Here is a 26,428-nt window from a genome sequence, read left to right on the forward strand (position 1 = left end):
CGGAGCAGCTTTGGCGCACGCGGAGCTGTTTCCCCTCAGATCCATACGCAGACACGACCGCCGGAATCAGGCGTAGCACTCGTGTCCCAGTCGCCGCGCTGAATGTGGCGGCGCCCCTTCGAAAGGATTCTCAATGGCTTTGGTCAGTGGCATGGACATCATCAAGGAATGCACGTCCCGCGGGCTGGTGGCGGGATCGTTCAACACCACCAACATCGAGACCACGATGGGGATCGTTGCCGCGATCGAACGCGTAGGTGTCCCGACCTTCATCCAGGTGGCCCCGACCAACGTGGCCCTCTCCGGATACGAATACGTATATGACATGGTCAGCCGCCGCCTGGCGAGCTGCGATGTACCCGTCGCGCTGCACCTGGACCACGGTAAGTCGCTCGAATCCGTTGAAGGCGCACTGGCGGCTGATTTCACGTCGGTCATGATTGACTACTCCGAGTACCCGTTCGAAGAGAACATCCGGGTCTCCTCCAGAGCTCGTGAAATGTGCCCTCCCGGTGTCTCGCTGGAGGCAGAGCTTGGCAGCATCGGCGGCAAAGAAGACGATGTCGCACCCGAGCACGCCAGCTACACCAACCCGGAGCAGGTCAAACAGTTCGTCGAAGCCGTCGGCTGTGACATGCTCGCCGTCTCGGTCGGCAACCAGCACGGCTATGCACCCAACGCCCGCATCAACTTCGAACTGCTGGCCAAGGTACAGGCCGAGAGTCCCGTCCCGCTGGTCATCCACGGCGCATCCGGTCTGCCGTCCGAGCAGCTCGCCCGCCTGCACGAATTCGGCGTGGTCAAGGTCAACGTCGCAGCAGACCTGCGCAACGCCATGATCCGCTCCTTCGGCGAAGCCTACGCAGCCAACCCCAACGAAAACTCCCTCATCCGCGTTTCCACGGACGCAGTTGCCGCCATCGCAGACGTCGTCGAAGCACGCATCCGCACCCTGAACCCGTCTGTGGCATAGCGAGGAACAACCGGTGCTACCCACAATCACGGTCGACGTCGGAACGACCAGCATCAAACTTTGCCTGTTCGGCGCTGCCGGCGGCCTCGTGGCCTCGGCACGCCACACCACGCCCACCGTGCAGGACGGAATGGGGGAGATCTACGATCTGGAATCCGTGGCGGAATCCATCGCCGGGTTCATCCGCGCCCTGGACCCTTCCTCCCGTCAGGCCGTGAAAAGGGTAGCAATCACCGGTGTGGGAGAGTCCGGCGGCCTGGTCCGCCCGGACCTCTCCCTCGCCTCGCCGATGATTCTCTGGCACGACCACCGCGGCGCGGAATTCCTAGCGCCGCTGACCGCAGCCGACCGCTCGCTGATTTACCGGATCACCGGGCTACCGGTGAACGCCAATTACGGGTTGTCGAAGGTGGCGTGGGCGGCGGGGCAGGCCAACCATGCGGGCGAGCATGCCCAGTGGCTCAACATCGCCGAATACCTGGCCGCGCTGATGACCGGCGAACGCTGGTCAGAGTACTCCTTGGCCAGCCGGACCATGGCATTGGACCTCGACCTGCGTAAATGGTCAGCCGAGGTCTGCGCCCTGGTTGGCCTGGATGTCGGCCTTTTTCCCGAGCTGCGCAACGCCATGGAGGGTTCTCCCATCACCAGCGACTACGCCCGCGAGACCGGCCTTCCTGAGGACGTCCGCATCCATGTGGCCGGACACGACCATATGGTGGGTGCGATAGGAGCCGGCCTCCAGCACGGAGAGCTGCTGAACTCCACCGGTACCACCGAGGGATTGTTGTTCCTTCGCGATGCGCCCAGCCTTGAGGAGTCTTCGGAGCAGTCCAAACTGGCCAACGGGTTCTCCTGCACGGGAGTGGACTACACACTGTTCGCGTCCATCCCTACAGGCGGCTCGGCCTTCGCGACGCTACAAACCATGCTCGGGATGACGGCCGAACAGCTGTCCGCGTGCATCAGCACCGTGCATGAACGCTACCTCGCAGGACAGGTGGACTTGGGTGCCGTCCCGCTCGTGCTCCCGCAATTCCGAGGAAGCCCGCCCCCGACCAAACGTGCCTCCGCGCGCGGAGTGATCGCCGGCCTTCGAACCGATACAAGAACCGAGGACATCGTTCTAGGTTGCTTCCTGGGCATGGCATTGCAATTCCGGGACGTCCTGGGGCTCTTCCCCACCAGGCCGGACCGCATCAAGGTCATCGGACCGGCAAGCCTCAACCCACTGTGGCTTCAACTGAAGGCCGATCTGCTGGGAACGCCGCTGAGCGTCTCCCAGCTCAACGAAGTCGTCTCAAGGGGAGCCCAAGCGCTGGCCTCGGACGTCCCCTGCGATTGGGAGAGCTGCCAACCCGAAGATGTGCTCGTCGACAGCCAGCGCCATCACCGACTGGGCGAGTGGTCCGCGGAGATCCAGCACCAGTGGGAGTACTTGAAAGGAGTTCCTGCGTGAAACCCGGAACGAGCGACCAAGGCCGAGGAGGGCAGCAGTGATGCTGGTTGCCGGAGTCGATTCATCCACCCAGACCTGCAAGGTCACCGTGCGGGACCTCGCCACCGGAATGCGGGTCCGTGAAGGCAAAGCGTCCCATCCGTCTTCAACGATTGTTCACCCTGACGCCTGGTGGAACGCGCTGCTCACGGCCGTTCGCCGCGCCGGCGGACTGGACGACGTCGTCGCAATCTCCGTCAGCGGACAGCAGCACACCCCCGTGTTCCTCGACGCCGCGGGCGACGTCGTCTGCGAATCACCCCTCTGGAACGACACGGAGTCCCACTCCCAGATGGTCGACCTAAACAACGAGCTCGGCAGGGAAGAATGGATCCGCCGCACCGGCCTGCCCCTGACGCTCTCCGACACCGTCACGAAAGTCCGCTGGCTGAGGGATACCAACCCTGAGGCGGCCGGACGGACGGCGGCAGTCGCCGTCGTTCACGACTGGCTGACGTGGCGTCTGATGGGTTACGGACCCGGTACCGGTGGACTGGGCCAACTCATCACCGACCGCTCCGAAGCCAGCGGCACAGCATACTGGTCCAGTGAGACCGGAGAATACTGCTTCGATCTCTTCGAACACGCCTTCGGCAAATCCGCGCTCCTGCCGCGCGTCCTGGGCCCACTCGACACCGCCGGGGTAACCGGCGCCGGGATTCCCGGGATCCCTGCCGGAATCCCGATCGGTATCGGCAGCGGCGACAACGCCGCCGCAGCCCTCGCCCTCGGCCTCACCGAAGGCGACGCCGTCCTGTCACTGGGGACGTCCGGCGTTGTCTACGCCAAATCGTCAACCCCGACGCACGACTATGCCGGGTACGTCTGCAGCTACGCCGACGCTACCGGTGTCCACCTTCCACTGGTCGCCACACTGAACGCGGCACGCAACTTCGACCTGGGCGCGGCGTTGCTGGGCTGCAGCTACACAGAACTATCCAACCTCGCCCTGCAAGCCACCCCCGGAGCCAACGGTCTGACGTTGCTGCCCTACTTCGAAGGCGAACGCACACCCGACCTGCCCAACGCCCGAGGGTCCCTGCACGGGGCCTCCCTGACGAACTTCAACCGGCCCAACTTCGCCCGCGCCGTCATCGAAGGAACTCTCGCCAGCCAAGTAGCCATGCTTGATACCCTGCGCGACTGCAACGTCAACTCGCACCGGCTCCTGCTCATCGGTGGTGCCGCAGAAAGTCCTGCGGTACAGAGAATCCTCAACCAGATGGTGGACATACCCGTCGTCGTACCCGAATTCGACGAATACGTGACCAAGGGTGCGGCAATGCAAGCCGCCGTCGCCCTGACCGGTTCCCTCCCGACCTGGCAGGTCGCCGTGGCCGAACTTCCCCCGGCCCCAGTGGAAGCACAAATCGTGGAACAGCATGCCGCCGCCAAAACGATGCTGGGCTACACCGAGGCAAAGTCGGACCAACTGACGCGGTGATTCCCGTCCTTTCAGGCCCCGGCGTCAGCAATTAGGCGCTGTTAGCGGTCCCTCTTTGGAAGACTGGGCACCTTCGGGCATGGTTTTCGGCGCGCGTGGGACGGTCGGGGACCCGCTCGACGATGCTTCAGGATCTCTGCATTGGACAGGAGGCAGGGGTAGGAAGCTTAGGTTCTTCCTACCCCTTCCGGGAAGGTCGTGGATCGGGGGTTGCTCTGGTCCGGCTGGCTCACGGTCTGTGACGAGCGGGAATGGTGATTCTGTTCCGCACCGCCGTTTCTGGATCGTTAGACGTCGAGAATAAGTTCAGGGGTTTTTGCTCTCGATACACAGATCAGCATTGTCGCCCCGGATTCGCGGTCGGCATCGCCCAAGAGGAAGTCGCGGTGGTCAGGAATGCCGGCAATCACCTTGGTTTCGCATGTGCCGCAGATACCTTCCCTGCAAGAGGTCGGCACGATGATGCCGGCTCTTCCGAGTGCATCTGTGATCGACTCACCAACACCCACTTCGCACGTTACGCCACTGCGTTCGGCCACTACGGTAAAGGTGCCTGCGTCCGCCTGGACGCTTGCATCCAGGCTTCCGGCAGCAAATCTCTCCAGATGGAGTGTGCCATCCGGCCAGGTCCTGCAGAGTTGCTGGACGGCGTCCAGAAGTCCCGAGGGGCCGCAGCAGAAGACTTTCGTGTCGGGCTGAGGAACGCCCAAGAGTGTCTGCAGGTCGATATGCCCGAGTTCGTCTTGGGGTACTATTTGGACCCGCGACCCGAAATGCTGGAGCTGTTCAAGGTAAGCCATCGACTCGCGGGACCGGCCGCCGTAGACGAGGCTCCATTCGATGCCTTCCGCGTGGGCGCGCCTGATCATTGGCAGAATCGGGGTGATGCCGATACCGCCTGCGATGAAGAGCGCACGTTCACGGCTGCCGATTGCGAAGGGGAAGTTGTTCCGGGGTCCGCGCACGGTGACCAGGTCGCCGACCTGGAGGTCATTGTGGATGTATTCCGAGCCCCCGCGGCTTTCGGGAGCCAGGAGCACTGCGACCTCATATGAGTTGGCGTCCGTGGTCTCGTTGCAGAGCGAGTAGTGGCGGATCTGACCGTTAGGCAGGTCGAATTCCAGGTGTGCTCCTGGTTCCCAGCCGGGGAGGGCGGCACGGTCGCCGCGCGCAAGGCGCAGCGACCGCACACCATCGGCTACAAGGGCAGCCCCGGTGATCTCGAGAGTGAGCTCCGGATCAGACGACATGGGAGGCGCCCAGGCTGATTTGGAGTGGTTTTTCCCAACGACCTGTCAGATAGGCGGTGGCGAGTTGGGCCTGGAAAGCACGGACGCCGTCCTCGCGCTCGTCGAATGGTCCGGGGCGGTAACCGTCAGTGAGCATGCCCTGGTACACGGACTCACATGCGGCGAAGTCCTGCTTGTTGGTGATGTCCCAGAAGTCTGCGGCGAAGGACGGGTCGAACCCAGGCCGTTCTGCAACTTCGCGCGGGAAGTACCAGGTGCACTCCACCCATGTCTCGCCCGGGGAAAGGGGGACGAGCCGGTGGGTCATCACGTAGTCCGGCTGCAAGGTCAGCAGCAGGTTTGGGGCGAGCATGAAGTAGAGCGTCCAGCGGGCTTGTTCGTCGCTGATTCCGGCGATGCGGTCGCCGCCGCTGCGTCCGTCGAGGCTGTTTGTGTCCGCGTCGTCACGGAATTCCAGTCCGCCGCCGAGCCACATGCCGGTCTGGTGCAGGCCCATTGCGGATTCGGGAGGCGCTACGCGGCAAAGCTCAGGGTGGATCGAGGGGCAGTGGTAGCACTCGAGGTAGTTCTCGATGACCGTCTTCCAGTTGGTCTTGAGGGTGTAGCTGTGCGACTCTCCGATGACCATGTCCGTGGGGTCCCATGGAGCCACCACCTCGGTCAGGTTCCCGACCCATTCGCTGAATTCGGGGGCATCTCCTGAGGCATTGATGAAGATCCAACCGAACCATTCGACAGATCGGACCTCAATGAGGGGCCATTCTTCCTTGTTGAAGTTTTCGGTGTCCATAAACTGGGTCGCCGACCGCAGCTCGCCATTGAGCCCGAAAACCCAGGCATGGTACGGGCATTGCACCAGCTTCTTGTTCGCGCATTGGCCGACGGCGAGCAATTCGTGGCCGCGGTGGCGACAAGCGTTGTAGAAGGCGTGAAGGTCGCCGGACTCGTCGCGCGTCAGCAGAACGCCTTGGGTTCCGACGCGGACCGCCTTCTGGTCACCGGCTTTGGCGACGTCGCTGCTGCGACCGACGCAGACCCACGCGGCTTCGAGGAGATTCTTTCGTTCCCAGTCCAGAATTTCCTGGGACAGGTAGGCATCCGCGGGCAACGTCCGGGCATCGGAAAGTCGTTCTTCCAGCACGATGTCCAGCTCGGATTTGGTGAGGGGTGCCGGTGGCAGTGAAGTGTTCACGTTTCGTCTCCATTGTCGATACTCAAACTGACAATGGTTAACGCTATTCATGAGGGTTGCGCGGAAACATAGGCATGCGCACCGTGAAAGAGGCCCTACCTGTGCGTGCCGACATTCATGTGTGGGATCTGCCGTGTTCGAGGAGAAGTGTGTCCGAGGCGGGCGTCTGCAGGCCGAAGGTAACGCCGAAGGGGTCTGCGAGCAGGGCGAAAGGACCCAAGGCGGAATCGGTGACCGGTACACGGACGCGGGCTCCGAGGTCGCTCAGGCGCGCTACTTCGGCTTCCAGATCAAGCACGCGCCAGTATGGAATCCAGTGGGGTGGAACGGCTGCAGGAAGGACGTCGAGCATGTCGACCACCCCGGCAACGGGCTCGACGCCCCAGACCAGGAACCGGTAGTCGCCCGGGGTCGGAACCTGCTCATGAATCACACGGCACGACAGCGCGTTTGCGTAGTAATTGGCGGCTTTTTCCGCTAACGGAGTGTAGAGGTCGATGAACGCGACCTCCCCAAGAGCCTCTGAATGCGGTCTCGGGTCGGCCAGGGCAGTGATTCCGAAAAGCCCTTGATCGGGCGCGGAATACAGGCTGAGCTCTCTTCCGTCGACAGTCAGGGTGGAAACAAGCTGAGCGCCGAAATTCAAGACCTGGCGGATCAAGGCGTTTTTGTCGTTGCTTCCGAAACACGGAACCCACGCACCTTCCTGTGGTGTCCTCGGGCCGGCCGAGGGAACAAAAAGCACTTTCGGGTCAGGACCGGATTCTTCGTTTTCCTGATGCGCTACCAGGTCGAAAAATGCGCGGGCGGCATCTGATTCGCCGCCCAGGAACAGGACCTTCTCGATGGCTATCCGGGCATTATCAGACATCCTGTGCCGTGCCTCGTTCGAAAAGTGAGGATAGGTTGGCTCCGGTGCTGAGGTCCAGACCGGAAGTGGCCAGCCAGAAATGGGCGTAGTTGCTCGGCAATGACACGTCGCGCCCGGTGAGTTCTTCGACGAGCCGCAGACGATTGCGGAGAGTGTTTCTGTGTACGAACAGCTCAGCGGCAGTCGCGCTCATGTCGCCGTCTTTTCCCAGGTAGCAGCGGAGTGAATCGACCAATGAGGTGTCGTTTTTTTGGTCATACTCCAGTAGGGGCGCCAGGGCTTCGGCCGACAAGTCGCCAAGCGGCGCCCCCGCTTCCAGACTGGCAATAAGCAGGGCCGTCGGCAGATCCTGGGTCCGGTGCACATGAACACCGTACCCTTCACTGAGCGCGTTGCGCGCTTCGAAGTAGCCCAGTCTCAAACCTCGTACCCCAAGGCGGGGTTTACTGACCCCGACACGCGCATTCGATCCGAAGCTGGCCAAATGTTCGTGGCAGAGCTTCGCCACGAACAGGCCGGCTTTTTCCGGGACGATCAAGACCAATCTCTCGTCCACGATCGTGCGAAGGTGTGGATCGTTCTGTTGGGTAAGAAGGGTGTGCAGGTTCCACGGATACGAGCGGAGCCGGCGGGGCGAACCTTCGGCCGAGCCGACGACCACCTCATGCGGCTTACTCACATCAAGGCCATGGTCAAGGAGTCGTCGTGCGCCTTCTCGCTCGCCAAGATAGCCGGCAATGACGTCTTCAAGTACCTGACCTAGAAGTTCTCTTCGTCCACTCAAGATGGCATGCCGGCGTGAGAGCTCAATACCGGCCAAGGTGGCAGCGAAGGACAGCAGTTCGGCTGGCGCGCTTTGTCCACGCATCGCCAGCACGGCAACCGGTTCTCCTTCCAACTCAACGGAGCGAAGGATGCATCCAGCCACCGGACTGTCTGCCGGGGGAGACACGGCAACCAGTTCTTCCGCTTCCCATTCCGCCCGCTCGGGCACACTGACCAGCACACCGCCGCGCAGGTCGATCACGGCCACTGGCGCGGACGAGATGCGATGTAGCGCTCTGACCAGGGCGTGTAAAGGCCTTTCCGCGGTAAGTGCGTCGGCTAATGCTCGGTGGTCGGCAAAATTGGAATCAGCCGCCGTCATGACTGGAATCATACCTTCCGGACGCTTTCTGGGAGTTGCCAGGTCCGGTACCGCCGACGCCGGGTTGCGGTGTCATGGGCTACGGCAGTCCCGGCCCAGCGGTGCCGTCGTCAAAAGCGTGCAGCCAGGACGTCATTGAACCGCGTTCGCGCACTCCGGGCAAAGCGTTTCGGCCTCCGCGATGGCAAGGTGGACAAAGACTGGCCAGGCTTGGGCGGGTGTTCCGCAGACCGTATCTGTGGAACCGTCTCGTCGCAGATGGACCACACCAAAAGGTAGCTCGAGAGGGTCGTCATTGGCATCGTCCAATGTCGGTATCGAACCGGACTTTCGATTGATCTGGCGGTATTTCGCGGTTAAGTACAACCGCCGTGCCGAGGCGGGATCGTGGGGCTTGTGATCTTGCGTCATTCAGGGCTCCGTGCTGTTTTGTCTGATATTGGTGCTGCAGTCTTCGGCGTGGGCCTTGGCGGCACCGGTCTGACCCAAACAGACTCGCACGGCCGCTGAGTCCTGGTCGGCTTCGAGCCGATAGTGTTCGACGATCGGTTTCTGCTCGACGCCATATCCTGCCGGCCTAGAGAACGGGCTGGCGTGCGAGGGTCCCGCCATCAACCGTCAGCGTTTCGCCTGTCATGTACGCTGAAGCGTCGGAGATCAGGAAGTCGACAACTGTCGCGATCTCCTCGGGCAAACCGAAGCGGCGCATCGGCGCCCAGCGGGCGACCACGTCATCCGACAGGCCGGTGATCCAGGGCTCGGCCATCGGGGTTCGGATCAGGCCGGGCGCAATGCAGTTGACTCGGATTCCCGCATCGGCGAGCTCAATGGCCGATGTCCTCGTGAGTGAGATCAGTCCGGCCTTGGAGGCATTGTAGGCAGCGAAATTCGCCTCGGGCGCCAGTCCATTGATGGAGGCGATGTTGACGATGCGGCCGCTGCCGGCCGTCCGCATGACTCTTGCTGCTGCAGCAGAGGTAAGGGCTGGCCCGCGAAGGTTTGTGTGCATCGTTGAGTCCCAGTCTTCGGCGGTGACGTCAACCAGGGAAGTGGACTCGAATATCCCGGCGTTGTTGATGAGCGCGTCGATGCCGCCAAACAGGTCCACGCATCGCCCGACCACCTTGTTGCCAACCTCCGGGTCGGCGAGGTCTGCAGCGACTCCTTCGACGGTTCCGCCGAACCGCCGAAGTTCGGCAGCGACGGCCGCCGCCTCAGAAGCGGTCCGCGAACACACCAGGACGCGATCACCGGCTCGAGCGAAGTGTTCCGCACATGCCCGCCCAATCCCTCTGGTCCCTCCGGTGACTATCACACGCCGGCTTGCTTGATTTTCCGTGTCGGTCACGTCTGCTTCCTTTCGAACTGCGTGTCTTTGTGTAGGGCGCCGGGCAAAACTCCTGCCGTGTCGCAGGGGAGCCCGGTTCAGTTGACAGCACGAGCCTTTGCGCTGTTGTGGATGTGCCGTCCAGCACGGGGCACACCTGCGGTGAGATGGAATGGAGGGTGAGTCATCCGTCCTGGTGTTCCGGGCAGATCGTGTCCCGCTTCGACTCGACGGTGAGGCCCTTGTTGGCCAGGAGCACCACCGCATTGGGATCACGGCATCGGGTAAAGAATGATCGGATTGAAATTCCCGCACGCTTTGCTCTGAAGTTGTTGGCCATTGTTCCGAAGGCCGGGGCCATCTGTGGTTTCACCCACGGTGCTGCCGTGCCTGCTGCCGGGCTTCGGTGACATGCCCGGGATGTGCTGCATGCTCCGAGCCGGGTCCGCTCCGGCAGGTTCGCTGTTTCGGCGCATGTCCGCACGTATCCTGGCGGGCAGGCGCCACCTCAGGAACTTGAGTAATGCCATGTTCGACTCCTGTCTGGTGGCTGGGAAGAACAGGTCCACGCCGCGCGGCAGGCCGTTACATTTCGCTACCCGCTTCCTGGAATTCCTTGGCCAACCCGCTCCGGACCACGGACCGCGCCGGTACCGGCGAAGGGTAAGGACTCGTTCCGGCGGCCTGGCCCTGAAAAGTTCGCGGGTTCGGGTCGCGCCGCTCGCCGGACCCTGGTGCGGCAAGAAGGGGGCGAACCGCGACTGGGGCCGATGCTCCCATTCGCCCCCAGCCCGGCGCTGGGCGTGACAGCCTGACCTGGAGGGCGGCCTGACAGTTGCAACGCGCCTGCCTGCGCGGCGCTGCCTTGTGCATGCGGTCAGGCCGCCCTTCACGGGGTTTCGATGAAACTCACATCATGCGTGGCATCATGCTCATTGTGGTCGACGCCGGGTCGCACGCTCCGCTTGGACCTGGCGCATTTCCTCTTGGAGAGCGATCGCGTCTTCGCCTTCCGGCAAGGCAGGGGCGGGGAGGCGCCACAGCATCGGTTTCTTGTCCTGGACGACGCGTCGGTAGATGTAGAGCACGACGGACAGCAACAAAATGCCGACGGCGACCAGGGTGTCGCGGAAGTCGCCGTAGCCTAGGAGCTCGGGGTTGGCGACGCCGACGGCGGTAATGAAGACGTTGAATGCCACCAGGACGACGACTACCGGAATCCAGCCGCGACCGCGACGGATTGGACGCGGCCAGCCCGGGCGGTCCTTGCGCAGCAGGAGGAAGGCGGACAGGCCGAGGATGATCGACAGCAAGTACCCGAGATTACTCGCGAGCAGGATGCTTACCGGTGCTCCGACGAGAACCATGACTGTGGCGTTCAGGAGTACGTCGAGCGTGAGCGAGCGTCCGGGCACGCCCCAGCGGTTCACCCAGTGGAGTTGCTTGATGGTCATCCCTTCTTCGGCCAGGCCGTAAAGTGCCCTGCCGCCGTCGGCCGTCGTGGAGATGATGGCGATCAGCAAGGATGCGCCGATCACGATCGTGCCGATCCAGCTTGCACCGCCGAAGACTCTGCCGAACGCCACCGATACGTACGTAACCGGGTTGTCGCGCACCGTGCCCTCGCCGAGGGTGCCGGCGAGCACGGTTGGGACCACGCAGAACAGCACGATCATGAACATCGAGATGCGAGTCATGGCCTTGGATGTATCGCTTGAGGTGTTCTTGTACTCGGGGGCGAAGGACGCGACGATTTCGCTGGCGTAAACCGCCCATGCGGTCACGTACAAGACCACTACGACTGTGCGCCAGTCCCCGTTGACGTACCAGGTCATGTTCTTGGCGGAAAAGTCCAACGGTTGGCTAACAAGGCACCCGACCGTCACCACACCCAGGCCGATGATGACGAAGAGTCCCAGGAACTTGTTCACAGCTGAGCCGAATTTCAGGCCAAAATAGTTGAACGCCCAAGCGAACAGCATGGCGCCCAGGGCAATGATGTGCTCAAGGCCGAGGTGGTTTCCGAAGATGGTGAAGCTCAGGTCGTTGCCTGGAAACCAGGTGTCTTTGACGAGTTGCCCGAGGACAACTGATGCCATCGAGATTGACAGCGACCAGCCGATCCAATAACCGAAGGCGGCCATGGCGCCGAGCGGTGCGAAGTACCTTTTCCAGCCCTCGATGGCATAGCGTGCTACGCCGCCTGAGTCTCGAGGGAACATTGCCGCCATCTCGGCGAACACGAAACATTGGAGCAGGCTGATGACTGCTCCCACGCACCACACGGTGATGGCAGTCCATGCCCCGACGACACCCATGAGGTATCCGAAGGTTACGAACAGGCCGGTGGGCAAGGTCATTGCAAGCGCCATCCCGTCTCGCCAAGTAAGAGTCTTGGCGAGACGACGGCTCTCGGTACCGACGACGGTGTCGATCTCGATCATTTTGTAGTCTTTCTCTGTGCTGTTTCCGAGGCGGAGTTGCCTAGATCTGCTGTCCTAAAAGCTGGCCGCGGATTTCGCGGCCGGCGCGGATGCCGGACTCGATGGCGCCGTCGATGAAGCCGTTCCAGCCGTTGGCGATGTCCGATCCCGCGAAGAAGACCCGGCCTTCGGCCTTTTGGAGTTCTGACAGGTGCTCGATCGTCTGGCCGGGGCGGAACATGGACCAGGTGCCTTGGGAGAATTCATCGTTGGCCCAGTTGTGTCCGACGGTCTCGACGATTTCGAGATCCCCGAAGATTTTGCCCAGCTCCTCGCGCACCATTTCGACGTTGTCGGCGTCGGTATTGGCCCCGTCGGGACCGAACGCTATCAGGATCTGGCCGTCGTCGAAGATCTTGTCCGTGACCACGTAGTTGATTAGATGGTTGTCAGGGGCTACGGCGAAAAACGGCTTGGGCAGGTCCCCGCGGACGCGCACCCATACCTTTGATCCTCGGCCGGCCTGGCGTTCCGCGGCGACCGTTTGTTTGCCGGACGAGAGCTCGGGGGTGAATTTGATGGAACCAAGGGTGTTGATTGGAACTGCAACGACGACCCCGGCAGCGGTCAGGACTTCTCCGTCCCGGGTGGTGACGTTGACGCCATTTTCGTTTTGTTCGACTGAAGCAACGGGGGTGCTGAGCCGGATGTCCGCCAGCGAGTCGTTGGCGATTGCGTCAATCAAGGAGCGTGTGCCGTTTTTGAACTTGTAACGGCCTACCGCGTCGAACATGGTCTGGATGTTGAAATCGCTCAGTGCGTACCAGCGCATGGCGGCCACGACGCCGACGTCCTTGCAAGGGGCTGACCCCATGGCACCCCAGAGACCGTTGGCGAGGTCTTTGTCTTCCTGGGAGATGTCCAGCGAGTCGATGCGGTCCTGGATGGACAGCTTGTCCACCTCTGCGAGGGCTTCAGGATGCAGGAACGGCCTGAATGGCTGGTCGAACACCTCGCGGGCGCCTTCGACCACTTTCTCCATGACGGAGTTAATGGTGTCGCCCACCTCGTCGAACTTCCGGATGCTCTGTTTGCCGCCGCTCACCGTGGCGGCCAGTTCCGGAGCCGAAACGCCAACGGTTTCGACCAGTTCGAGGCCGTACCGGGTGATTTCGGAGTACACGTGCGGCTGGAACCAGTGCACCCATGTTCCGCCCAGCTCCAGCGAGTAACCGGGAAGTGCGTCATCCTTGTACCACGTGCGTCCCCCGAGGCGGTCGCGGCCCTCAAGTAGCGCGACTTTGTAGCCCTGGCGCCCGAGTTCGCGGGAGGCGGTGACACCGGCAAATCCGCCGCCGATGACAATAACGTCGTAAGACTTGTTGCTCATTTTCTTTCTTCTACCCTTTATCCGCTGATTACAAAGAACTTCTTGATGGGCTCATGAACGTGGACAACGGTCTTCGTTCCCTTCGGGAACGAAGCCATGTCGCCGGCGCCCAAGGAGACCGATTCGCCACCTATGACCTCGACGGTCATGCGGCCCTCCAACATGTAGACAGATTCGTCACCGAGGAGCTCATCTTCGACCCCGCACGGTTCGCATGTAAAAACACCGACATACAGTTGGCCTTCGCCCTGAGTGGACGTGCGGAGCCACTGGACCTTGGCGGCCGGTGTTCCGTAGAGAACGTTCTCCAAGGGGTAGTCCTCGGGAAGACTGAGGTCTTCTGTTGCGACTGAAAGCTCAATCATTTGTATTTCTTACCTTCCTCTTCATTCTGATTCGCCAGGCTTCCGGTCACCAGACCGGCCGGCGAAATTGCGCGGTTCGGTGGCTGGTTCAGGTACCCGGGTTCGCACGTTTGGCGATATGGATTATGGAGCTGTCTGTGAACTCCAGAAGTCCTTCGATACCGAATTCAACGCCCAGGCCTGACTGCTTGCGTCCGCCGAACGGGACGTCCGGCGCGACTGCCGAGTGGGTGTTCACCCACACCGTTCCGCTTTCAAGTTGCCGGGCGACGGTCGTCGCACGCTCCACATCGCTGCCCCAGACGGAGTTGCCCAGGCCGTAGTCGGTCCGGTTGGCCCGTTCAATGACCTCGTCAATGTCCTCGTACTTCAGGACACTGCGGATGGGGGCAAAGGTCTCTTCAGAGACCAGCGGACTGGACTCGTCGATGTCGCGGACTACGGTCAGTTCGACAAAGTACCCGGGCCCATCGATCACGTTTCCGCCGGCAATGATTTTCCCGTCGCGGGCAGCGGTGTCCAGTGCGGCCTTGGCGGCCTGCAGCTGGCGGGCGTTCTGCAGAGGCCCGAATTCGTTGTCCCTGTTCATGCCGGGGCCGATCTTGGCCTTCGCAGCATGCCGGGCGAGCTCGCTGCAGAACTCCTCGTACTGCGAAGCGTGTACGTAGATCCGTTTGATGTTGATGCATACCTGGCCCGTGTTCCAGAAGGCCTTCTCGAAGATTCCCTTCGCGACGGCGGGGATGTCTGCGTCGGCGAGCACCACCGCAGCATCGTTGCCGCCAAGTTCAAGGACCACGCGCTTGACGGTGTCACCACTGGCCAAGACCTTTTTGCCCACGGTGGTTGATCCGGTGAAGGAGACCTTTGCGATCGAGGGGTGGGCGCTCAGGTACGGTCCGATTTCGCCGCCGTCGCCCACCACGTTCACGACGCCTGCCGGTACGAGATCATGGACGATTTCAGCGACAATCATCGCGTTGAGGGGAGTGGTTGGTGCGGGCTTGAGAACGATGGTGTTGCCCGCGAGCAGCGCCGGGGCCAGCTTGTAGATGGTCTGAAAGAACGGGAAATTCCACGGAATGATCCCGAGGACCACGCCCAGCGGCTTGCGGTGGACCTCGATGCGCGATTCCTCATCCTCGCGCAGGACTTCGGGGTCGAGGCGCAGGCTGTTGAAGTACCGAAGCCACGTCACTGCAGCGTCGACGTCTCCTTCCGCTTCAGCAATCGGCTTGCCGTTCTCAAGGGTGATGATCTCGGCGATCTCCTGGCGGCGTTCTTCAATCCGCACGGCGATCTGCTCAAGGATGTGCGTGCGGTCACTGTAAGCGGTTTTTTGCCACCCAATGTATGCCCGTGCCGCCGCGAGGCAGGCTTCATTTGCCTGCTGCTCGTCCGCGACAGGCGCGACGGCAAACGCCTCACCAGTCGCCGGATCGATGACGGACTGGCTGGATGCGCCCTCGAGCAGCTGCCCGTCAATCAGTTGCTTGAAGGTCCTTGTGGACAGGTCGATCGTGGTCAGTGCGGGATCCGTCTGGAGCGTCATCTGGGCTCCCTCTCCATTGAGTTCTGATTTTGCTTGGTGGCCGATCCCCCGATCGGCGATAGCGTTATCGTCCAACAAGACCGGGACCCGTAACTGTTCAGGAACCGGACATCTTGGCGTTGATCGCTGGAAACCTGGATGCAGGGACAACCCGGAAAGGCCCAGGAAGTCCTTGGAATTTCCCGGCCTGCTGTGGCGTAACCCACCTACCGTCGACTTGGAAATTCGGCCGCCCGGAGGACTTGGTCTCTGGTAGCGGCGGCGACGGACTGGTCGACGGCAGCCTGGGGGAGTGGTGGACTGGTGGGCGGACTTTGCGGCGAAAAGCTCTGGTACGGTCTACCGGATGACCAGCCTATTTGTGATTGACCTGATTTACACCGCGGATCCCGTGGAGGTAGAGCGGCACCTGAATGACCATCGGGCCTTCCTCGAACGGCAGTACGGGGCCGGGATGTTCTTGGCGTCTGGCCGGAAAGAGCCATGGACCGGTGGCGTCATTCTGGCAGCTGGAAACCGCTCGGAGATTCTGGCGGTTCTGGAGGATGACCCGTTCAAGGAGCACGGGCTGGCTGAATACTCGGTGACTGAATTCCTGCCAACGAAGACTTCATCCGAACTTGGGCGTTACCGGCACTCAGCGTGACTGGTCCATGCATGTACTAGTGCCCAAGGATCAGCCCGGCCCGTTGAGCCGGGCATCAACCACGTTACCGGCGCGTTCGTCGCCCGAGCCCGGCAAATCGATCGTCCGGTCGTAAGTCACATCAACGACGCCTTGACGGCCTCAGTGAAATCAGGGATGTTCGGGTGGGGGTCCCCTTTCCGCCATGCCAGAACAACGGGTACGCGCGGTGCATCCGACAGAGCGCGGAATTCAATCTGCGGGTGACTGTAAAACCGTGCGGTCGACGCGGGAGTAACACCGATACCCCGGCCAAGGGCAATTGCTTCCATCCACTCGTCGATGTTCCGCACCCGCACGGATTTCGTGGGCCTGTCGGATTCATCCCATAAGGTGACGCTGGTGGTGCCCGCGAGGACATTGACTACCAACGTCTCGTGGGAAAGCTCCCTCAAGGTGATGGTGTCCTGGCGCGCGAGTCGATGACCGGCAGGAAGCGCTACCATCCTGACTTCCTCAGTCAGTACAAGGGTTTGAAGGGCCGGGCTGTTAGGAGCTCCGAGAAGGAAAGCCAGATGGCAGCGTCCCTCCAAGAGCCTGGCCATGGGGTCGTCGTATCGACGGATGTCCACTTGAATGCCCGGTTGCATTCTCTCAAATGTCTTCACTGCCGGCCCTGTTATCTCGGCAAGGACCCCGGCGAAACAAATGCGCAGCACCAGCGGCGGTCCGGTGACCGCTTCAACACCTTCTTGCAAGGCGCCGAGTGCGAGCCTCGCGTAAGGGAGGAAGCGCGTCCCGGCCGCGGTCAAGTCCACGGACTGACGATCACGCCGCACAAGAACCGTTCCCAGGGTTTGCTCAAGGCTGGCAATGGTACGGCTAAGCGACGGCTGAGTAGTTCGAAGACGCTCCGCCGCCCGCGTGAAGTTCAAGTCTTCGGCGACTGCAATCAGAGCCCGGAGATGGCGGAACTCAATGTTGACGAGCCGATTTTCGAGATCCATCCCTTATACGTACCACGCATAAGGGATGTGGAAACGGCATTTCACAAGCAATTTGTGCCAACCGTAACGTGAGTCACCTCAGAACCCCATCAGATGCAGAGGAAGACTCCCATGGCACTATCACCCCTTTCGATTTCAGGCGTCATTCCGGCGCATCTCCAGCCGTTCACGGCCGAAGGCCGCCTCGACGAGGCAAACCTGCGGAAGCATCTCCGGTCGCTCTTGGATGTACCCGGCATCTCCGGCATGACAACCAACGCCCATGCTTCGGAGACGGCAACACTGACAGACGATGAACGCTCGCGTCAGCTAGATATCGTGCTTGAGGAAACAAACGGGAAGGTGCCCGTCATCGCCGGCATCTACGAAGATGGATCAGCGAAAGCCGCGGCAGCTGCGATTCGGGCCCAACGTGCCGGCGCGGATGGCCTGTTGATCTTCCCGTCGGCGGTACTGGATGGTGGCGGCTATCAGCGGCCTGAAATGGCGCGCAGCCACTTTGCCGAAATCGCGTCGGCCACGGATCTGCCCCTGGTTGCCTTCATCTACCCCCACTTCTCGGCTTTGCGGTTCACCGTCGATGGCATCATGCAGCTTTGTTCGGAAATCGAAACGATCGCAGCCGTCAAGGAATGGTCCAACGACATCGTCATTTACGAGCGGACATGGCGGGCGCTGAAATCCCTCGACAGGGACGTGGCCGTCTTGTCCAGTTTCAGCCGGTCCTTGTTCAGCTCACTCTGCGTGGGGGCCGACGGGATCCTTTCCGGTCATGGCAGCATCGTGGCCAGTCTTCACGTCAGCCTTTGGGAGGCTGTCAACAAGTTGGACCTTGCCGAGGCCCGCAGGGTGTGGGACAGGATCTGGCCGCTGGCCGAGGAATGCTACAAGGAACCGCTTCTCGACGGACACAACCGGATGAAGAACATCCTTGCTCTCACCGGTGGCATCGATGAGGCCCACGTCCGTTCACCGTTGCAGCCGCTCAGCGACGATGAACTGGCCGGTCTGCGCACGGCGATTGCCGAATCCGGGCTAGTCCATGCCTGACCTGCAGACCTCGGCATTGTTTACGCCGATCTCGATCGGCGGCGTCGAGATCAGAAACAGGGTGGTCATGCCGCCCATGACCACCAGATACTCGACGAATGCCGGCTTTGCAACCTCCGCTACCGTCGCCTACTACCAGGCCCGGGCCCGCGGGGGCGTCGGGCTGGTTACGGTCGAAATGGCAGCACCCGAGGTCGCAGGACGTCACCGCTTCCACGAGCTGGGCAACTACGACGACAAGTTCCTGCCGGGACTGGAAACGATTGTCAAGGCAATCCATGACGAAGGCGCACGGGCGTCCATCCAGCTCGGGCACGGTGGCAGCAGGGCACGCCGCGCGGTCTCCCAAGTACAGCCCGTCGCACCCTCTGCCATACCGACTCCCGTCTTTGAAATCGAAAAGGAAATAGCCCATCCCGAAGCGATGACAAAGGAACGAATCGAGGAAACGATCCGCGCCTTCGTGTCCGCGGCCGCACGCGCCAAACGGGCCGGCTTCGACATGGTTGAACTTCACGGCGCGCACGGCTACCTGATCTCCCAGTTCCTCTCTCCGTCGGAGAACGTCCGCACAGATGAATTCGGCGGATCGTTGCGCAACCGAGCCCGGTTCGGTCTTCGAATCATCGAAGGCATCAAAGCCTCGGTTCCGGGACTACCGGTGATTTACCGGCTCGGCGCAGAGGACTTCTACGCCGAAGGCCTGCACACCGAGGATGCCTACGCCGTAGCTGAATGGGCCGTCGAATCCGGTGCCGACGCGATCAGCGTCACGGCCGGACACTACAGGTCCCTTCCGGGCGCCGAAGTCATGATCCCTCCCATGAAGTACAAGGAAGGGATCTTCCTGGACATGGCCGCCGCGGTCAAGGCACGCGTCAAGGTCCCGGTCATAGGTGTCGGGAGACTGGGCGATCCAGAGGTCGCCAGCAGGGCTATCAGCGAAGGGAAGCTGGACATGACGGCCATCGGCCGTCCCCTGCTGGCCGACGCCGAATGGGTCAACAAAGCCCAAGCAGGGAAACCGGTTCGAAGCTGCCTGGCGTGCAATCACTGTGTGAACAACATGCGCGGAGGCAACAACCTTTCCTGCGTCGTCAATCCGACCACCGGCCGGGAACTGGAATTCGCCTCCAGCCAGCCGACCACCGGACGCAAGATCGTCGTCATCGGTGCCGGGCCGGCTGGTCTGTCATACGCGGCGCTCACCGCCGCCGGCAATACAGTCAGCATTCTCGACAAAAGAGACCGGGTAGGCGGGAATTTTCTGCTCACCGGGAAGGCACCCATCTTCAACGACGTTGAGGCCGCCGAACCGAGCTTTGCCGTCTACATCTCGAATCTGGAAAACGAATGCAGGCAGGCAGGGGTCACGTTCCACCTTGGTGAACCCGCCCATGCCAGAACAGCCCATCTTCTGGACGCCGATCTCATTGTGATCGCCGCCGGCGCCAGATACCGCGGAGGAATCGGTCCGTTGGTGGAGAAAGTCCTAAACACCCGCCTCATGCAGACGGGGGCCGTCAAAAGAATCTTCAGCAACCACAAGGTTCGCGATTTCTTTTACTACAGGTTCCGCGTCGGCAGGGGCAGATCCCTCGTCCGATCACTGGGGCTGACAGGCCTTCCGAACGACAGACTCATCATCATCGGTGACGCAGCCCGGGCCGGCAAAGCACGCGAAGCGATCACCAGCGCCTTCGAAGCAGCCCTGGGCCCCGTCGCGGAGGCAAACCTCGACTCACTTCAATTCGAACGAAACATCGGAGCACAACAATGAGTACCTCACTCAAAGGAAAAACCGCCGTCGTGACAGGCGCCGGCCGCGGCATCGGCAAAGCAATCGCCACACATCTCGTCGCTCAAGGCGCAAAAGTCGCGATCATCGACATCGACGCCGCGACGGCGGCCGACACGGCAGCAGAAATCGGAGGTTACAGCGTCGCAGCCGACCTCACAGACCCTGTCTCGGTGAACGAAGCAGTCGACGCCGCCTCGCGCCAACTCGGTGGCCTTGACGTCTTCGTCAACAACGCCGGAGTCTGCAACCCCGGGGAACTACTCTCGGGCGACATTGCCCTTTGGGACAAGCAGTTTGCAGTGAACACCCGGGCGGCCTACCTCTGCAGCGCCGCTGCCGCACGCACCATGATCGCAAACGAAACCCAAGGATCGATCGTGATCATCACATCCAACTGCGCGAGTAAACCCCGCCTGGACCTTGCCGCATACTGCGCGTCCAAAGCTGCCACCCAGATGATGGCCCAGTGCCTCGCGCTGGAAGTAGCGGGACAGGGTATCAGGGTGAACACTGTCAACCCCGGATCCACAGAGACCGACATGCAACGCGAACAATGGGCACGGCTGGGAGTAGGACCCGAACGTCAAATCGAGGGCGATCTCAGCGTCTTCCGCACAGGAATTCCGTTGGGCAGACTCGCCCAACCCCAGGACATCGCCAACGCGGTGAGTTTCCTCGCATCAGACGCTTCCGGCTTCGTAACCGGCCAATCCTGGTATGTCGACGGCGGGCAAACAATCTGACGATCACCGCGCAAACAGAGGACGGGGACCTTGCCGGCGGTCACATTCTTGCCACCGGCCGCTCAGCGGCTGAGTTCTCGACAGAGTCACCTGGCCGGGGATAACCACCGTATCTGGGCCACTCACCGGCTGCTCCATAAACGGGCAGCCTGGTCTGAAGCACGAACCAGCCGAACCATCCCGGTTCCGTGTCCACTCGCACCCAACACCCACCCAAGGAAGAGGCACAATGACGAGCCAAAAAACGACGATACCAACCGTCACCCAGGCCAGGGGAAGCACCCGAAAAATCAACAAACGACACGCCATGGCCCTGGGCGGCGGCATGGCCCTCGAATGGTTTGACTTCACCGTCTACGGCCTCATGGCAGCTCTCCTCGCGCCTCACTTCTTCCCAGGCAATGACCCCGTCGCGTCAACTCTGTCAGCCCTCATGGTCTTTGCCGTCGGGTTCATTGCCCGGCCATTGGCTGGAATTTTCGTAGGCCCCATTGCCGACCGGGCCGGGCACAAGAAGATCCTGGTTATTTCCATCGCCGCCATTTCCGGCAGCAGCCTGCTCATGGGACTGCTACCCACCTATTCACAAATCGGAGTATGGGCTGCAGTAGCCCTGGTCTGTGCACGCCTGATTCAAGGTCTGTCGACCGGTATCGAACAAGCAGTAGGCAACTCGGCCGCTGTGGAGATGGCCACGCCTGGACACGAGGGGAGATTCACTACCATCGTCTCCGGCTCGATCCTCCAAGCGGGCATCATGCTGGCCTCGCTCGTGTCGTTCATCGTCAGTGCCAGCATCGGAGGGGCCGCCATGGCGGAGTGGGGTTGGCGGATACCTTTCCTGGTGGGTGGTATCGCCGGGATCTTTGTCATCTACCTTCGTCGTTCGCTGCCCGAAACCGGAGCAGCAAACCACGAAGGGGACACGCCGCCGTCGACAGCAGACGTATGGAAACAAGTCTGGAAGAGCCGCGGTGGTTTCCTTGCGATCCTCTTTGTGGTTGCCGGTACGCAGACCGCCAATTATGCGTGGACCGTCGGCCTCCCGGGGCTGGCACGCGCCGCATACAACGAAGACCCGACTCATATCTTCGCCGTCACAACGATGCTCGGCATACTCATGATTGTCGCCGGAACATACGTGGGGGCCTTGTGTGACAAGTACGGCAACCTGAAGGTATTCACCATCATCCGCTTCACCCTGATACCAGCCGTGTTTCTGATCACCTTGTACAACGAACGAAACATCCTGGCGTTCGCGACAGTCATGCTGATCGGTGGAATCGCTGTCGCCCTTAACCAGACACTTTTCAATTTCATCATCTCCACACTGATGCCGGCCGGCTGCAGGACGACCGGGATGGCTGTGGCCTATGGCCTGGGAGTAGCAATATTCGGTGGGACGTCCTCCTACATCTTGGTATGGGCGCAACAACAGAACATGCTCTGGGCGTTCTCAAGCTATGCAGCCGCCCTTTCGATCATCAGCATTTGGCTTTACAGCCTTGCCGCCCGAAAGGGCCAAGTGCACATCGGAAACTGATCAACACGCGTCTTGGTAACGAAGCTCTATTAGTCGGAGTCAGTCCCCGCGATCGTTCTCTGCCGCCGGCGTTCACAGAACCCGAGGCCAGGGCGGACGGGGAGTTCCGTCACAACAGGACGTATAGATTCGAGGAAGACAAATGGGTTTTCACATTCAGTCGGACTGGCTGCCCTTGGTAGGTGAAGCCGTCGAGGTGCGACTCCACAACGAGTTCGTCCGCAACGGCGTTGTCGATGCCGTCACCGACGACAACTCAATCCTGTGGCTCGCCATAGATGGCGTGAACCCGCGCACCATGGTGCAAAGATGGGACGGCTACGAAATCTGGATCGACTACAAGTGGGAAAAACCACCGAAGCGTCCAAGAGGAGCTACGGCACCGTAGACGGACACACACCGGCGGTTAAGTTGAGTCGGACCATTTGCAAAGCAACTTCCGGGCGGCCCCGTCGCGGACGACCGCTTTAAGGCTGCCTTCTTTACGGGTGCCTTCGCCGGTACAGGTAGGCGCCCTCCCGATACCATCCATGCACACAGCGCGAAGACAGCCCTCATTTTCATTAGTCGGGCCCCCACTGACCCGGATCGATGAATCGTGATGTGTCCCGGTCATATCGATCCCGATGCAGGAGAACTATGTTCAAGCTCCCCGCCGTTTCTGGTTTCAAAGCCGCCCCGAATACTCGTCGCGTACCTAACGACGCGTCGGGACACCCAATTTGGCATCAGGGCATCGACATCGACAGCTACATTGCGACACCCTGGGCAGGTCTAAACTACCGACACGAGTCATTGCTCCACGTTCGGCATGAATCTTTGGAAGGAGCCACGGGAACGGGTCTGACCTCGTCGATACCGGAAGAAATAAAAGCAATCCTCGCAATGACCATCTGCTTGCGACGACGTGCCGGTGCGAAGCTGGGACGTAGGAAAAGCAACCGCGATTTTGACCTCACACGGAAACTCCGAGCGAACGACCCCTACTGGTGGATTTTGATCGGCGGTATCCACGTACCCGGTTTCGGGACCCACGAGCCCCAGTCTGAGCAGCAGGCTACATCGGCTTCGCCAGCTAAACAGCAGCGTTGGATCCATCGGCTGTTCGACAACTAGGACAGTTTCGTCTCTGCACCCAAAGTGGGTTCCTCGAGTTTCACGGAAGGGGCCAGAGACCCGCACGGCATTGAGCAGTTGGCTATGACAACGGTACGGGTTCCATCCACCTGTGTTCTGCCGCCGGTGGGCCCTCCCGTGGCGGCCCCGCATTTAGCAGCGAGCCACCCCGTGGCCTCGACGATGTAGCCGTGCACAGGCGACAGGGCATATACGGGGCGTATGCATATGTTGTCCTGCCCTCCGCCTGACTAACGTTGGTCACTACCAGTTTCGGATCACATGACGGAGATCACAAAATGACCGATGCGCTTCCCGGCGACCTCACAGGCGGCCACGTGCACTACCCGGCTAGGTCATTTGCGTCCTCGCTCCGGAAACCGCCCTCCGTCGACTACGACCTCATGGACCCGGCAAAGATGTTCCAGCGACCTGTTCCCTCGCACGGTTGCGCTCGGGATACCGTCTCGTGGAGGACCGATCTTCCGGTGGTGAGCGGCTATGTCCATCCGTGATCTCATCGGCAGTCGCGTGAGTGACGGGGGATCCCCCGCAGATCCGGAAATCCGCCAGTCGTGGTATCGATCGAGCTTGGCCGGACTGGACCCAGGAAGCGGGATTGTGATTGACAAACTCGCCGAAATGAATCTCCAGTCCCGGCTTATGCGAGCAGCAACGCCAATTCTTGAAGGCCTCGAAAACCAGCTACACGATTCCAATTTTGGGCTGCTGCTTGCCGACAATGAGGGTTACATCCTGCACCGGACTTTTGGCACTGCACATCTTGCCACCGCCTCCGATCGGTTGGGCGTGGTAGTTGGTGCCCAATTTACGGAGCAGACAAGCGGCACCAACGCAATCTCAACACCCATCGAGACCAGACGCGGTGTATTCGTGCTCGGCGAGCAACACTTTCTAGAGTGCTTGCGAGACCAGATCTGTTTCGGTCTGCCCATCTTTCAGCCCGGCACCAAGCGTCTCGAAGGTGTGATCAACATCATGGGCCCGGGACGTGAAAGTCCAGCCCTGATGAAACCAGTCCTCACCTCTGCAGTCCGGGAGATCCAGCAGAGGCTACTGAACACGTACTCTGATGCGCAAGTTGCGCTGCTGCTCGCGTTCCGCGCCGCATGTGAAACCCACCGCCGGATGCCGGTAGTCGCGGTCGAACCAAGTGAGACTTTTACGAATGGTGCCGCGGCCACGGAGCTACGAAACAGTGACCTTGCCGTGCTCAAAGAATTTGCCACGCAGCGCGGCGTCGTCTTCGGAGACAGGGTACGGATGGACCTGAGCATTGGCCAGCGAACAGTTCTCATCGAGCGGATTTCTGATCAAGGCGCGGTGTTTCGTGTCTTAGCAGACGAAGAAGGAACGCCAACCGTGCCCCGAGCAACGGTCCGTTACAAAACCGTCGCGGACGAACTAGCAGAGATGCTCAACCGTGCACGTGATGCCTCCGGTCACGTGCTTATCACCGGGGAACCAGGGACAGGCCGCACCACCGCAACTCGCGGCGTGACGGCTGACAGCCCCACACGCGTAATTGACGCCAGCGCTGCCATAGTCGAAGGGGCGAAAAAATGGGCATCCGACCTCCAGACGTTAGCCGAACGGTCACCATCTAGTCTGATCGTAGAGTCGATCCACCTGCTTGATCCCCGGTTGATGCAAATCCTCATCGACGTTATGGACCAAACGAGCGCACGCGTCGTGATGACGGCCGATGCAGCACCGGACTCCATCACTGCAGTCGCCACACGCTGTCGTTCGATTATCGAGTTGCCGACCCTACGGGGACGGCGTCCCGAGTTGGCTTCGATAATCGGGGCCATGCTGGCGGATCGTGGGGTCCGGAACGTTAGGTTCTCACCCCCGGCTTTAGCGGTCCTGTTAGCTCACGATTGGCCCGGCAACTATCGGGAAGTGCAGGGCATGCTTGACGAGGTTCTGACCGTCAGATCCAGTGGCGATGTGGCTCTGACCGATCTCCCGCTGCGGTATCGGGTGCCTGTCCGCCGGAGAAACCTTGGACTCCTGGAACAAGCAGAGTTCGACACGATACGCAAAGTGCTGTCCCAAGTGAGAGGTAACAAGGTTCAAGCGGCCGGATTGCTGGGCATCAGCCGCTCCACGTTATATACGCGAATGAAGGCACTCGGACTCCAGTAGCCCACACGCTGCATGCCCGGAGGCTGATCAAAAACGTGATCTAGCTAACGGAAATGCCAAACAAAAAATTGAAGCTAAGCACGGGAGTATCATCGTTGGTCGCTCATGGAGGGCTGGCCAGACCCGAAATATCAGCATCTGGGCGTGGCCCAGCATTCCAAGGAGGGCGTGATGAAACGTCGGCAAACATCTTTTGAATCAACACTGCTGCATGTCACGAGGCAACCTGCGTGCGCGGAGGAAACCAACTTCGTACGGCCCCCAGTGCGATACACGCAGCCACGTAATCCGAACAAGCCGGATGACGATTTTCCAGGGTGGCCGGATACCTACTCCCCATAGAGTTGCCCCAAACGACAGCCTTGGCTTTCGGACTGGCAACGCCCGTCCCTTTCCTGCACGACCTCAAGGGCACCATAACTCTGCCCTTGAATGGGGAGGGAACTATCACTCTGCTCCTGTCGAGTTTCCCTGACAGTCCTGGAAATAGTTCGGAACGGCAATGAACTTGGCAACAGCGCTACACAGGATGCCACCAATCAGAATGCGTAGGCGGGGGTGGGGAGATCTCAGATACCGACGTCCGCTCCACCTGCAATTGGAAACCCTCGAACCCCGGATCCCCGGTGGTTCACCCAGTCGAACGGGACTGTCGCAGAGTTGAGTGCGGCGGCGAAACCCGTGCCCCAAGAGCCGGGCAGGCGGCTGGTGACCCGGACCAGCGGCAGGAGTGCCCGGGCGATCATGTATCCGAAGACCATGTGGAAGAGGAGTTCCTCGTTGGGCCAGCGGGTTCCGTTGCTCTTGCGCCGCAGGTCCGACGGGGTCGCGGTCTCCAGCCAGCGTGTCAGCTCCATGATGGCGTGGCAGTATCGGGCTAGGGTCTCTTTCCGGGTCGGAGCCATGGTGCAGTCTCCTTCGTGACGGAAGAAATGTCCG

The 26,428-nt window shown here is 61.0% G+C and carries 23 protein-coding genes; 12 read left to right on the plus strand and 11 right to left on the minus strand.

The window, feature by feature from the left end; genetic code table 11:
• Nucleotides 1-133: 133 nt before the first annotated feature.
• From E1809_RS21435 to E1809_RS21445, 3 genes are read left to right on the plus strand one after another with little or no spacing between them, the layout of a single operon-like run.
• Nucleotides 134-973, plus strand: coding sequence for a class II fructose-bisphosphate aldolase (locus E1809_RS21435; protein ID WP_133206275.1), 840 nt, complete (start codon nt 134-136; stop codon nt 971-973).
• Nucleotides 974-986: 13 nt separating this feature from the next.
• Complete coding sequence (locus E1809_RS21440; protein ID WP_133206276.1) at nt 987-2,432, plus strand: FGGY-family carbohydrate kinase; 1,446 nt, start codon at nt 987-989, stop codon at nt 2,430-2,432.
• A 40-nt stretch (nt 2,433-2,472) separates the two neighbouring features.
• Nucleotides 2,473-3,915, plus strand: a complete 1,443-nt coding sequence (locus E1809_RS21445; protein ID WP_133206308.1) for an FGGY family carbohydrate kinase — start codon at nt 2,473-2,475, stop codon at nt 3,913-3,915.
• Nucleotides 3,916-4,202: 287 nt separating this feature from the next.
• Here the strand turns inward: E1809_RS21445 and E1809_RS21450 are convergent, their stop codons facing one another.
• The 9 genes from E1809_RS21450 to E1809_RS21490 all read right to left on the minus strand — a co-directional run bounded on the left by E1809_RS21450 (nt 4,203) and on the right by E1809_RS21490 (nt 15,432).
• Entirely contained in the window at nt 4,203-5,165 is a 963-nt protein-coding gene (locus tag E1809_RS21450; RefSeq protein ID WP_133206277.1) for a PDR/VanB family oxidoreductase, read from the minus strand.
• On the minus strand, nt 5,155-6,357 hold the full coding sequence (locus E1809_RS21455; RefSeq protein WP_165962441.1) for an aromatic ring-hydroxylating oxygenase subunit alpha: 1,203 nt from the start codon (nt 6,355-6,357) through the stop codon (nt 5,155-5,157). Before E1809_RS21455 ends, E1809_RS21450 begins: the two co-directional genes overlap by 11 nt.
• 115 nt (nt 6,358-6,472) lie before the next feature.
• The gene (locus E1809_RS21460) at nt 6,473-7,228 is read right to left on the minus strand and encodes a VOC family protein (RefSeq protein ID WP_133206279.1); all 756 of its coding nucleotides are present in this window, start codon (nt 7,226-7,228) and stop codon (nt 6,473-6,475) included.
• Entirely contained in the window at nt 7,221-8,375 is a 1,155-nt protein-coding gene (locus tag E1809_RS21465) for a PucR family transcriptional regulator (RefSeq protein WP_165962442.1), read from the minus strand. The genes E1809_RS21460 and E1809_RS21465 overlap by 8 nt, the downstream gene beginning before the upstream one ends.
• A 577-nt stretch (nt 8,376-8,952) precedes the next feature.
• Nucleotides 8,953-9,723: an SDR family NAD(P)-dependent oxidoreductase gene (locus tag E1809_RS21470; protein ID WP_165962443.1), complete on the minus strand. Its 771-nt coding sequence runs from the start codon at nt 9,721-9,723 to the stop codon at nt 8,953-8,955.
• A gap of 911 nt (nt 9,724-10,634) precedes the next feature.
• A complete protein-coding gene (locus tag E1809_RS21475) occupies nt 10,635-12,146 on the minus strand; it encodes an APC family permease (protein ID WP_133206282.1) in 1,512 nt (503 codons plus the stop codon).
• Between the two features lie 40 nt (nt 12,147-12,186).
• Nucleotides 12,187-13,515 (minus strand): flavin monoamine oxidase family protein, encoded by a 1,329-nt coding sequence (locus tag E1809_RS21480; protein ID WP_133206283.1) that lies wholly within the window; start codon nt 13,513-13,515, stop codon nt 12,187-12,189.
• A 17-nt stretch (nt 13,516-13,532) separates the two neighbouring features.
• Entirely contained in the window at nt 13,533-13,880 is a 348-nt protein-coding gene (locus E1809_RS21485) for a cupin domain-containing protein (protein ID WP_133206284.1), read from the minus strand.
• A gap of 88 nt (nt 13,881-13,968) precedes the next feature.
• A complete protein-coding gene (locus E1809_RS21490) occupies nt 13,969-15,432 on the minus strand; it encodes an aldehyde dehydrogenase family protein (protein ID WP_133206285.1) in 1,464 nt (487 codons plus the stop codon).
• A gap of 346 nt (nt 15,433-15,778) precedes the next feature.
• Here E1809_RS21490 and E1809_RS21495 point away from each other — a divergent pair, with 346 nt between their 5' ends.
• A complete protein-coding gene (locus tag E1809_RS21495) occupies nt 15,779-16,078 on the plus strand; it encodes a YciI family protein (protein ID WP_133206286.1) in 300 nt (99 codons plus the stop codon).
• Between the two features lie 116 nt (nt 16,079-16,194).
• On the opposite strand, the gene E1809_RS21500 is transcribed toward E1809_RS21495, so the two are convergent.
• A complete protein-coding gene (locus E1809_RS21500; RefSeq protein WP_133206287.1) occupies nt 16,195-17,064 on the minus strand; it encodes a LysR family transcriptional regulator in 870 nt (289 codons plus the stop codon).
• A gap of 111 nt (nt 17,065-17,175) precedes the next feature.
• Between E1809_RS21500 and E1809_RS21505 the strand changes: the two genes are divergently transcribed.
• From E1809_RS21505 to E1809_RS21540, 8 genes are all read left to right on the plus strand, one after another.
• On the plus strand, nt 17,176-18,114 hold the full coding sequence (locus tag E1809_RS21505) for a dihydrodipicolinate synthase family protein (protein ID WP_165962444.1): 939 nt from the start codon (nt 17,176-17,178) through the stop codon (nt 18,112-18,114).
• Nucleotides 18,107-19,894: an oxidoreductase gene (locus E1809_RS21510; protein WP_133206289.1), complete on the plus strand. Its 1,788-nt coding sequence runs from the start codon at nt 18,107-18,109 to the stop codon at nt 19,892-19,894. Before E1809_RS21505 ends, E1809_RS21510 begins: the two co-directional genes overlap by 8 nt.
• Nucleotides 19,891-20,658 carry a glucose 1-dehydrogenase gene (locus E1809_RS21515; RefSeq protein WP_133206290.1) on the plus strand — a complete coding sequence of 256 codons (768 nt, stop codon included), beginning with the start codon at nt 19,891-19,893 and terminating at the stop codon, nt 20,656-20,658. The genes E1809_RS21510 and E1809_RS21515 overlap by 4 nt, the downstream gene beginning before the upstream one ends.
• Before the next feature lie 229 nt (nt 20,659-20,887).
• Complete coding sequence (locus E1809_RS21520; RefSeq protein ID WP_133206291.1) at nt 20,888-22,201, plus strand: MFS transporter; 1,314 nt, start codon at nt 20,888-20,890, stop codon at nt 22,199-22,201.
• A 142-nt stretch (nt 22,202-22,343) separates the two neighbouring features.
• Nucleotides 22,344-22,589 carry a hypothetical protein gene (locus E1809_RS21525; protein ID WP_133206292.1) on the plus strand — a complete coding sequence of 82 codons (246 nt, stop codon included), beginning with the start codon at nt 22,344-22,346 and terminating at the stop codon, nt 22,587-22,589.
• 251 nt (nt 22,590-22,840) lie between these two features.
• The gene (locus tag E1809_RS21530) at nt 22,841-23,317 is read left to right on the plus strand and encodes a hypothetical protein (RefSeq protein WP_133206293.1); all 477 of its coding nucleotides are present in this window, start codon (nt 22,841-22,843) and stop codon (nt 23,315-23,317) included.
• 299 nt (nt 23,318-23,616) lie between these two features.
• Complete coding sequence (locus E1809_RS21535; protein ID WP_133206294.1) at nt 23,617-23,832, plus strand: hypothetical protein; 216 nt, start codon at nt 23,617-23,619, stop codon at nt 23,830-23,832.
• A gap of 106 nt (nt 23,833-23,938) precedes the next feature.
• Complete coding sequence (locus tag E1809_RS21540; RefSeq protein WP_165962445.1) at nt 23,939-25,489, plus strand: sigma-54-dependent Fis family transcriptional regulator; 1,551 nt, start codon at nt 23,939-23,941, stop codon at nt 25,487-25,489.
• Nucleotides 25,490-26,058: 569 nt separating this feature from the next.
• On the opposite strand, the gene E1809_RS21545 is transcribed toward E1809_RS21540, so the two are convergent.
• Nucleotides 26,059-26,394 carry a hypothetical protein gene (locus E1809_RS21545; RefSeq protein ID WP_133206296.1) on the minus strand — a complete coding sequence of 112 codons (336 nt, stop codon included), beginning with the start codon at nt 26,392-26,394 and terminating at the stop codon, nt 26,059-26,061.
• Nucleotides 26,395-26,428: the final 34 nt, after the last annotated feature.

The sequence above is a fragment of the Arthrobacter terricola genome, from assembly GCF_004354015.1.
Classification (GTDB): domain Bacteria; phylum Actinomycetota; class Actinomycetes; order Actinomycetales; family Micrococcaceae; genus Arthrobacter; species Arthrobacter terricola.

Excerpts from the sequence above, each read along its gene's own strand:
- E1809_RS21475 (WP_133206282.1), bottom strand. The coding sequence starts at position 12,146 with ATGATCGAGATCGACACCGTCGTCGGTACCGAGAGCCGTCGTCTCGCC.
- E1809_RS21545 (WP_133206296.1), bottom strand. The coding sequence starts at position 26,394 with ATGGCTCCGACCCGGAAAGAGACCCTAGCCCGATACTGCCACGCCATC.
- E1809_RS21480 (WP_133206283.1), bottom strand. The coding sequence starts at position 13,515 with ATGAGCAACAAGTCTTACGACGTTATTGTCATCGGCGGCGGATTTGCC.
- E1809_RS21435 (WP_133206275.1), top strand. The coding sequence starts at position 134 with ATGGCTTTGGTCAGTGGCATGGACATCATCAAGGAATGCACGTCCCGC.
- E1809_RS21490 (WP_133206285.1), bottom strand. The coding sequence starts at position 15,432 with ATGACGCTCCAGACGGATCCCGCACTGACCACGATCGACCTGTCCACA.
- E1809_RS21450 (WP_133206277.1), bottom strand. The coding sequence starts at position 5,165 with ATGTCGTCTGATCCGGAGCTCACTCTCGAGATCACCGGGGCTGCCCTT.
- E1809_RS21465 (WP_165962442.1), bottom strand. The coding sequence starts at position 8,375 with ATGACGGCGGCTGATTCCAATTTTGCCGACCACCGAGCATTAGCCGAC.
- E1809_RS21445 (WP_133206308.1), top strand. The coding sequence starts at position 2,473 with ATGCTGGTTGCCGGAGTCGATTCATCCACCCAGACCTGCAAGGTCACC.
- E1809_RS21485 (WP_133206284.1), bottom strand. The coding sequence starts at position 13,880 with ATGATTGAGCTTTCAGTCGCAACAGAAGACCTCAGTCTTCCCGAGGAC.
- E1809_RS21510 (WP_133206289.1), top strand. The coding sequence starts at position 18,107 with ATGCCTGACCTGCAGACCTCGGCATTGTTTACGCCGATCTCGATCGGC.
- E1809_RS21495 (WP_133206286.1), top strand. The coding sequence starts at position 15,779 with ATGACCAGCCTATTTGTGATTGACCTGATTTACACCGCGGATCCCGTG.
- E1809_RS21500 (WP_133206287.1), bottom strand. The coding sequence starts at position 17,064 with ATGGATCTCGAAAATCGGCTCGTCAACATTGAGTTCCGCCATCTCCGG.
- E1809_RS21520 (WP_133206291.1), top strand. The coding sequence starts at position 20,888 with ATGACGAGCCAAAAAACGACGATACCAACCGTCACCCAGGCCAGGGGA.
- E1809_RS21530 (WP_133206293.1), top strand. The coding sequence starts at position 22,841 with ATGTTCAAGCTCCCCGCCGTTTCTGGTTTCAAAGCCGCCCCGAATACT.
- E1809_RS21460 (WP_133206279.1), bottom strand. The coding sequence starts at position 7,228 with ATGTCTGATAATGCCCGGATAGCCATCGAGAAGGTCCTGTTCCTGGGC.
- E1809_RS21505 (WP_165962444.1), top strand. The coding sequence starts at position 17,176 with ATGGCACTATCACCCCTTTCGATTTCAGGCGTCATTCCGGCGCATCTC.
- E1809_RS21515 (WP_133206290.1), top strand. The coding sequence starts at position 19,891 with ATGAGTACCTCACTCAAAGGAAAAACCGCCGTCGTGACAGGCGCCGGC.
- E1809_RS21525 (WP_133206292.1), top strand. The coding sequence starts at position 22,344 with ATGGGTTTTCACATTCAGTCGGACTGGCTGCCCTTGGTAGGTGAAGCC.
- E1809_RS21535 (WP_133206294.1), top strand. The coding sequence starts at position 23,617 with ATGACCGATGCGCTTCCCGGCGACCTCACAGGCGGCCACGTGCACTAC.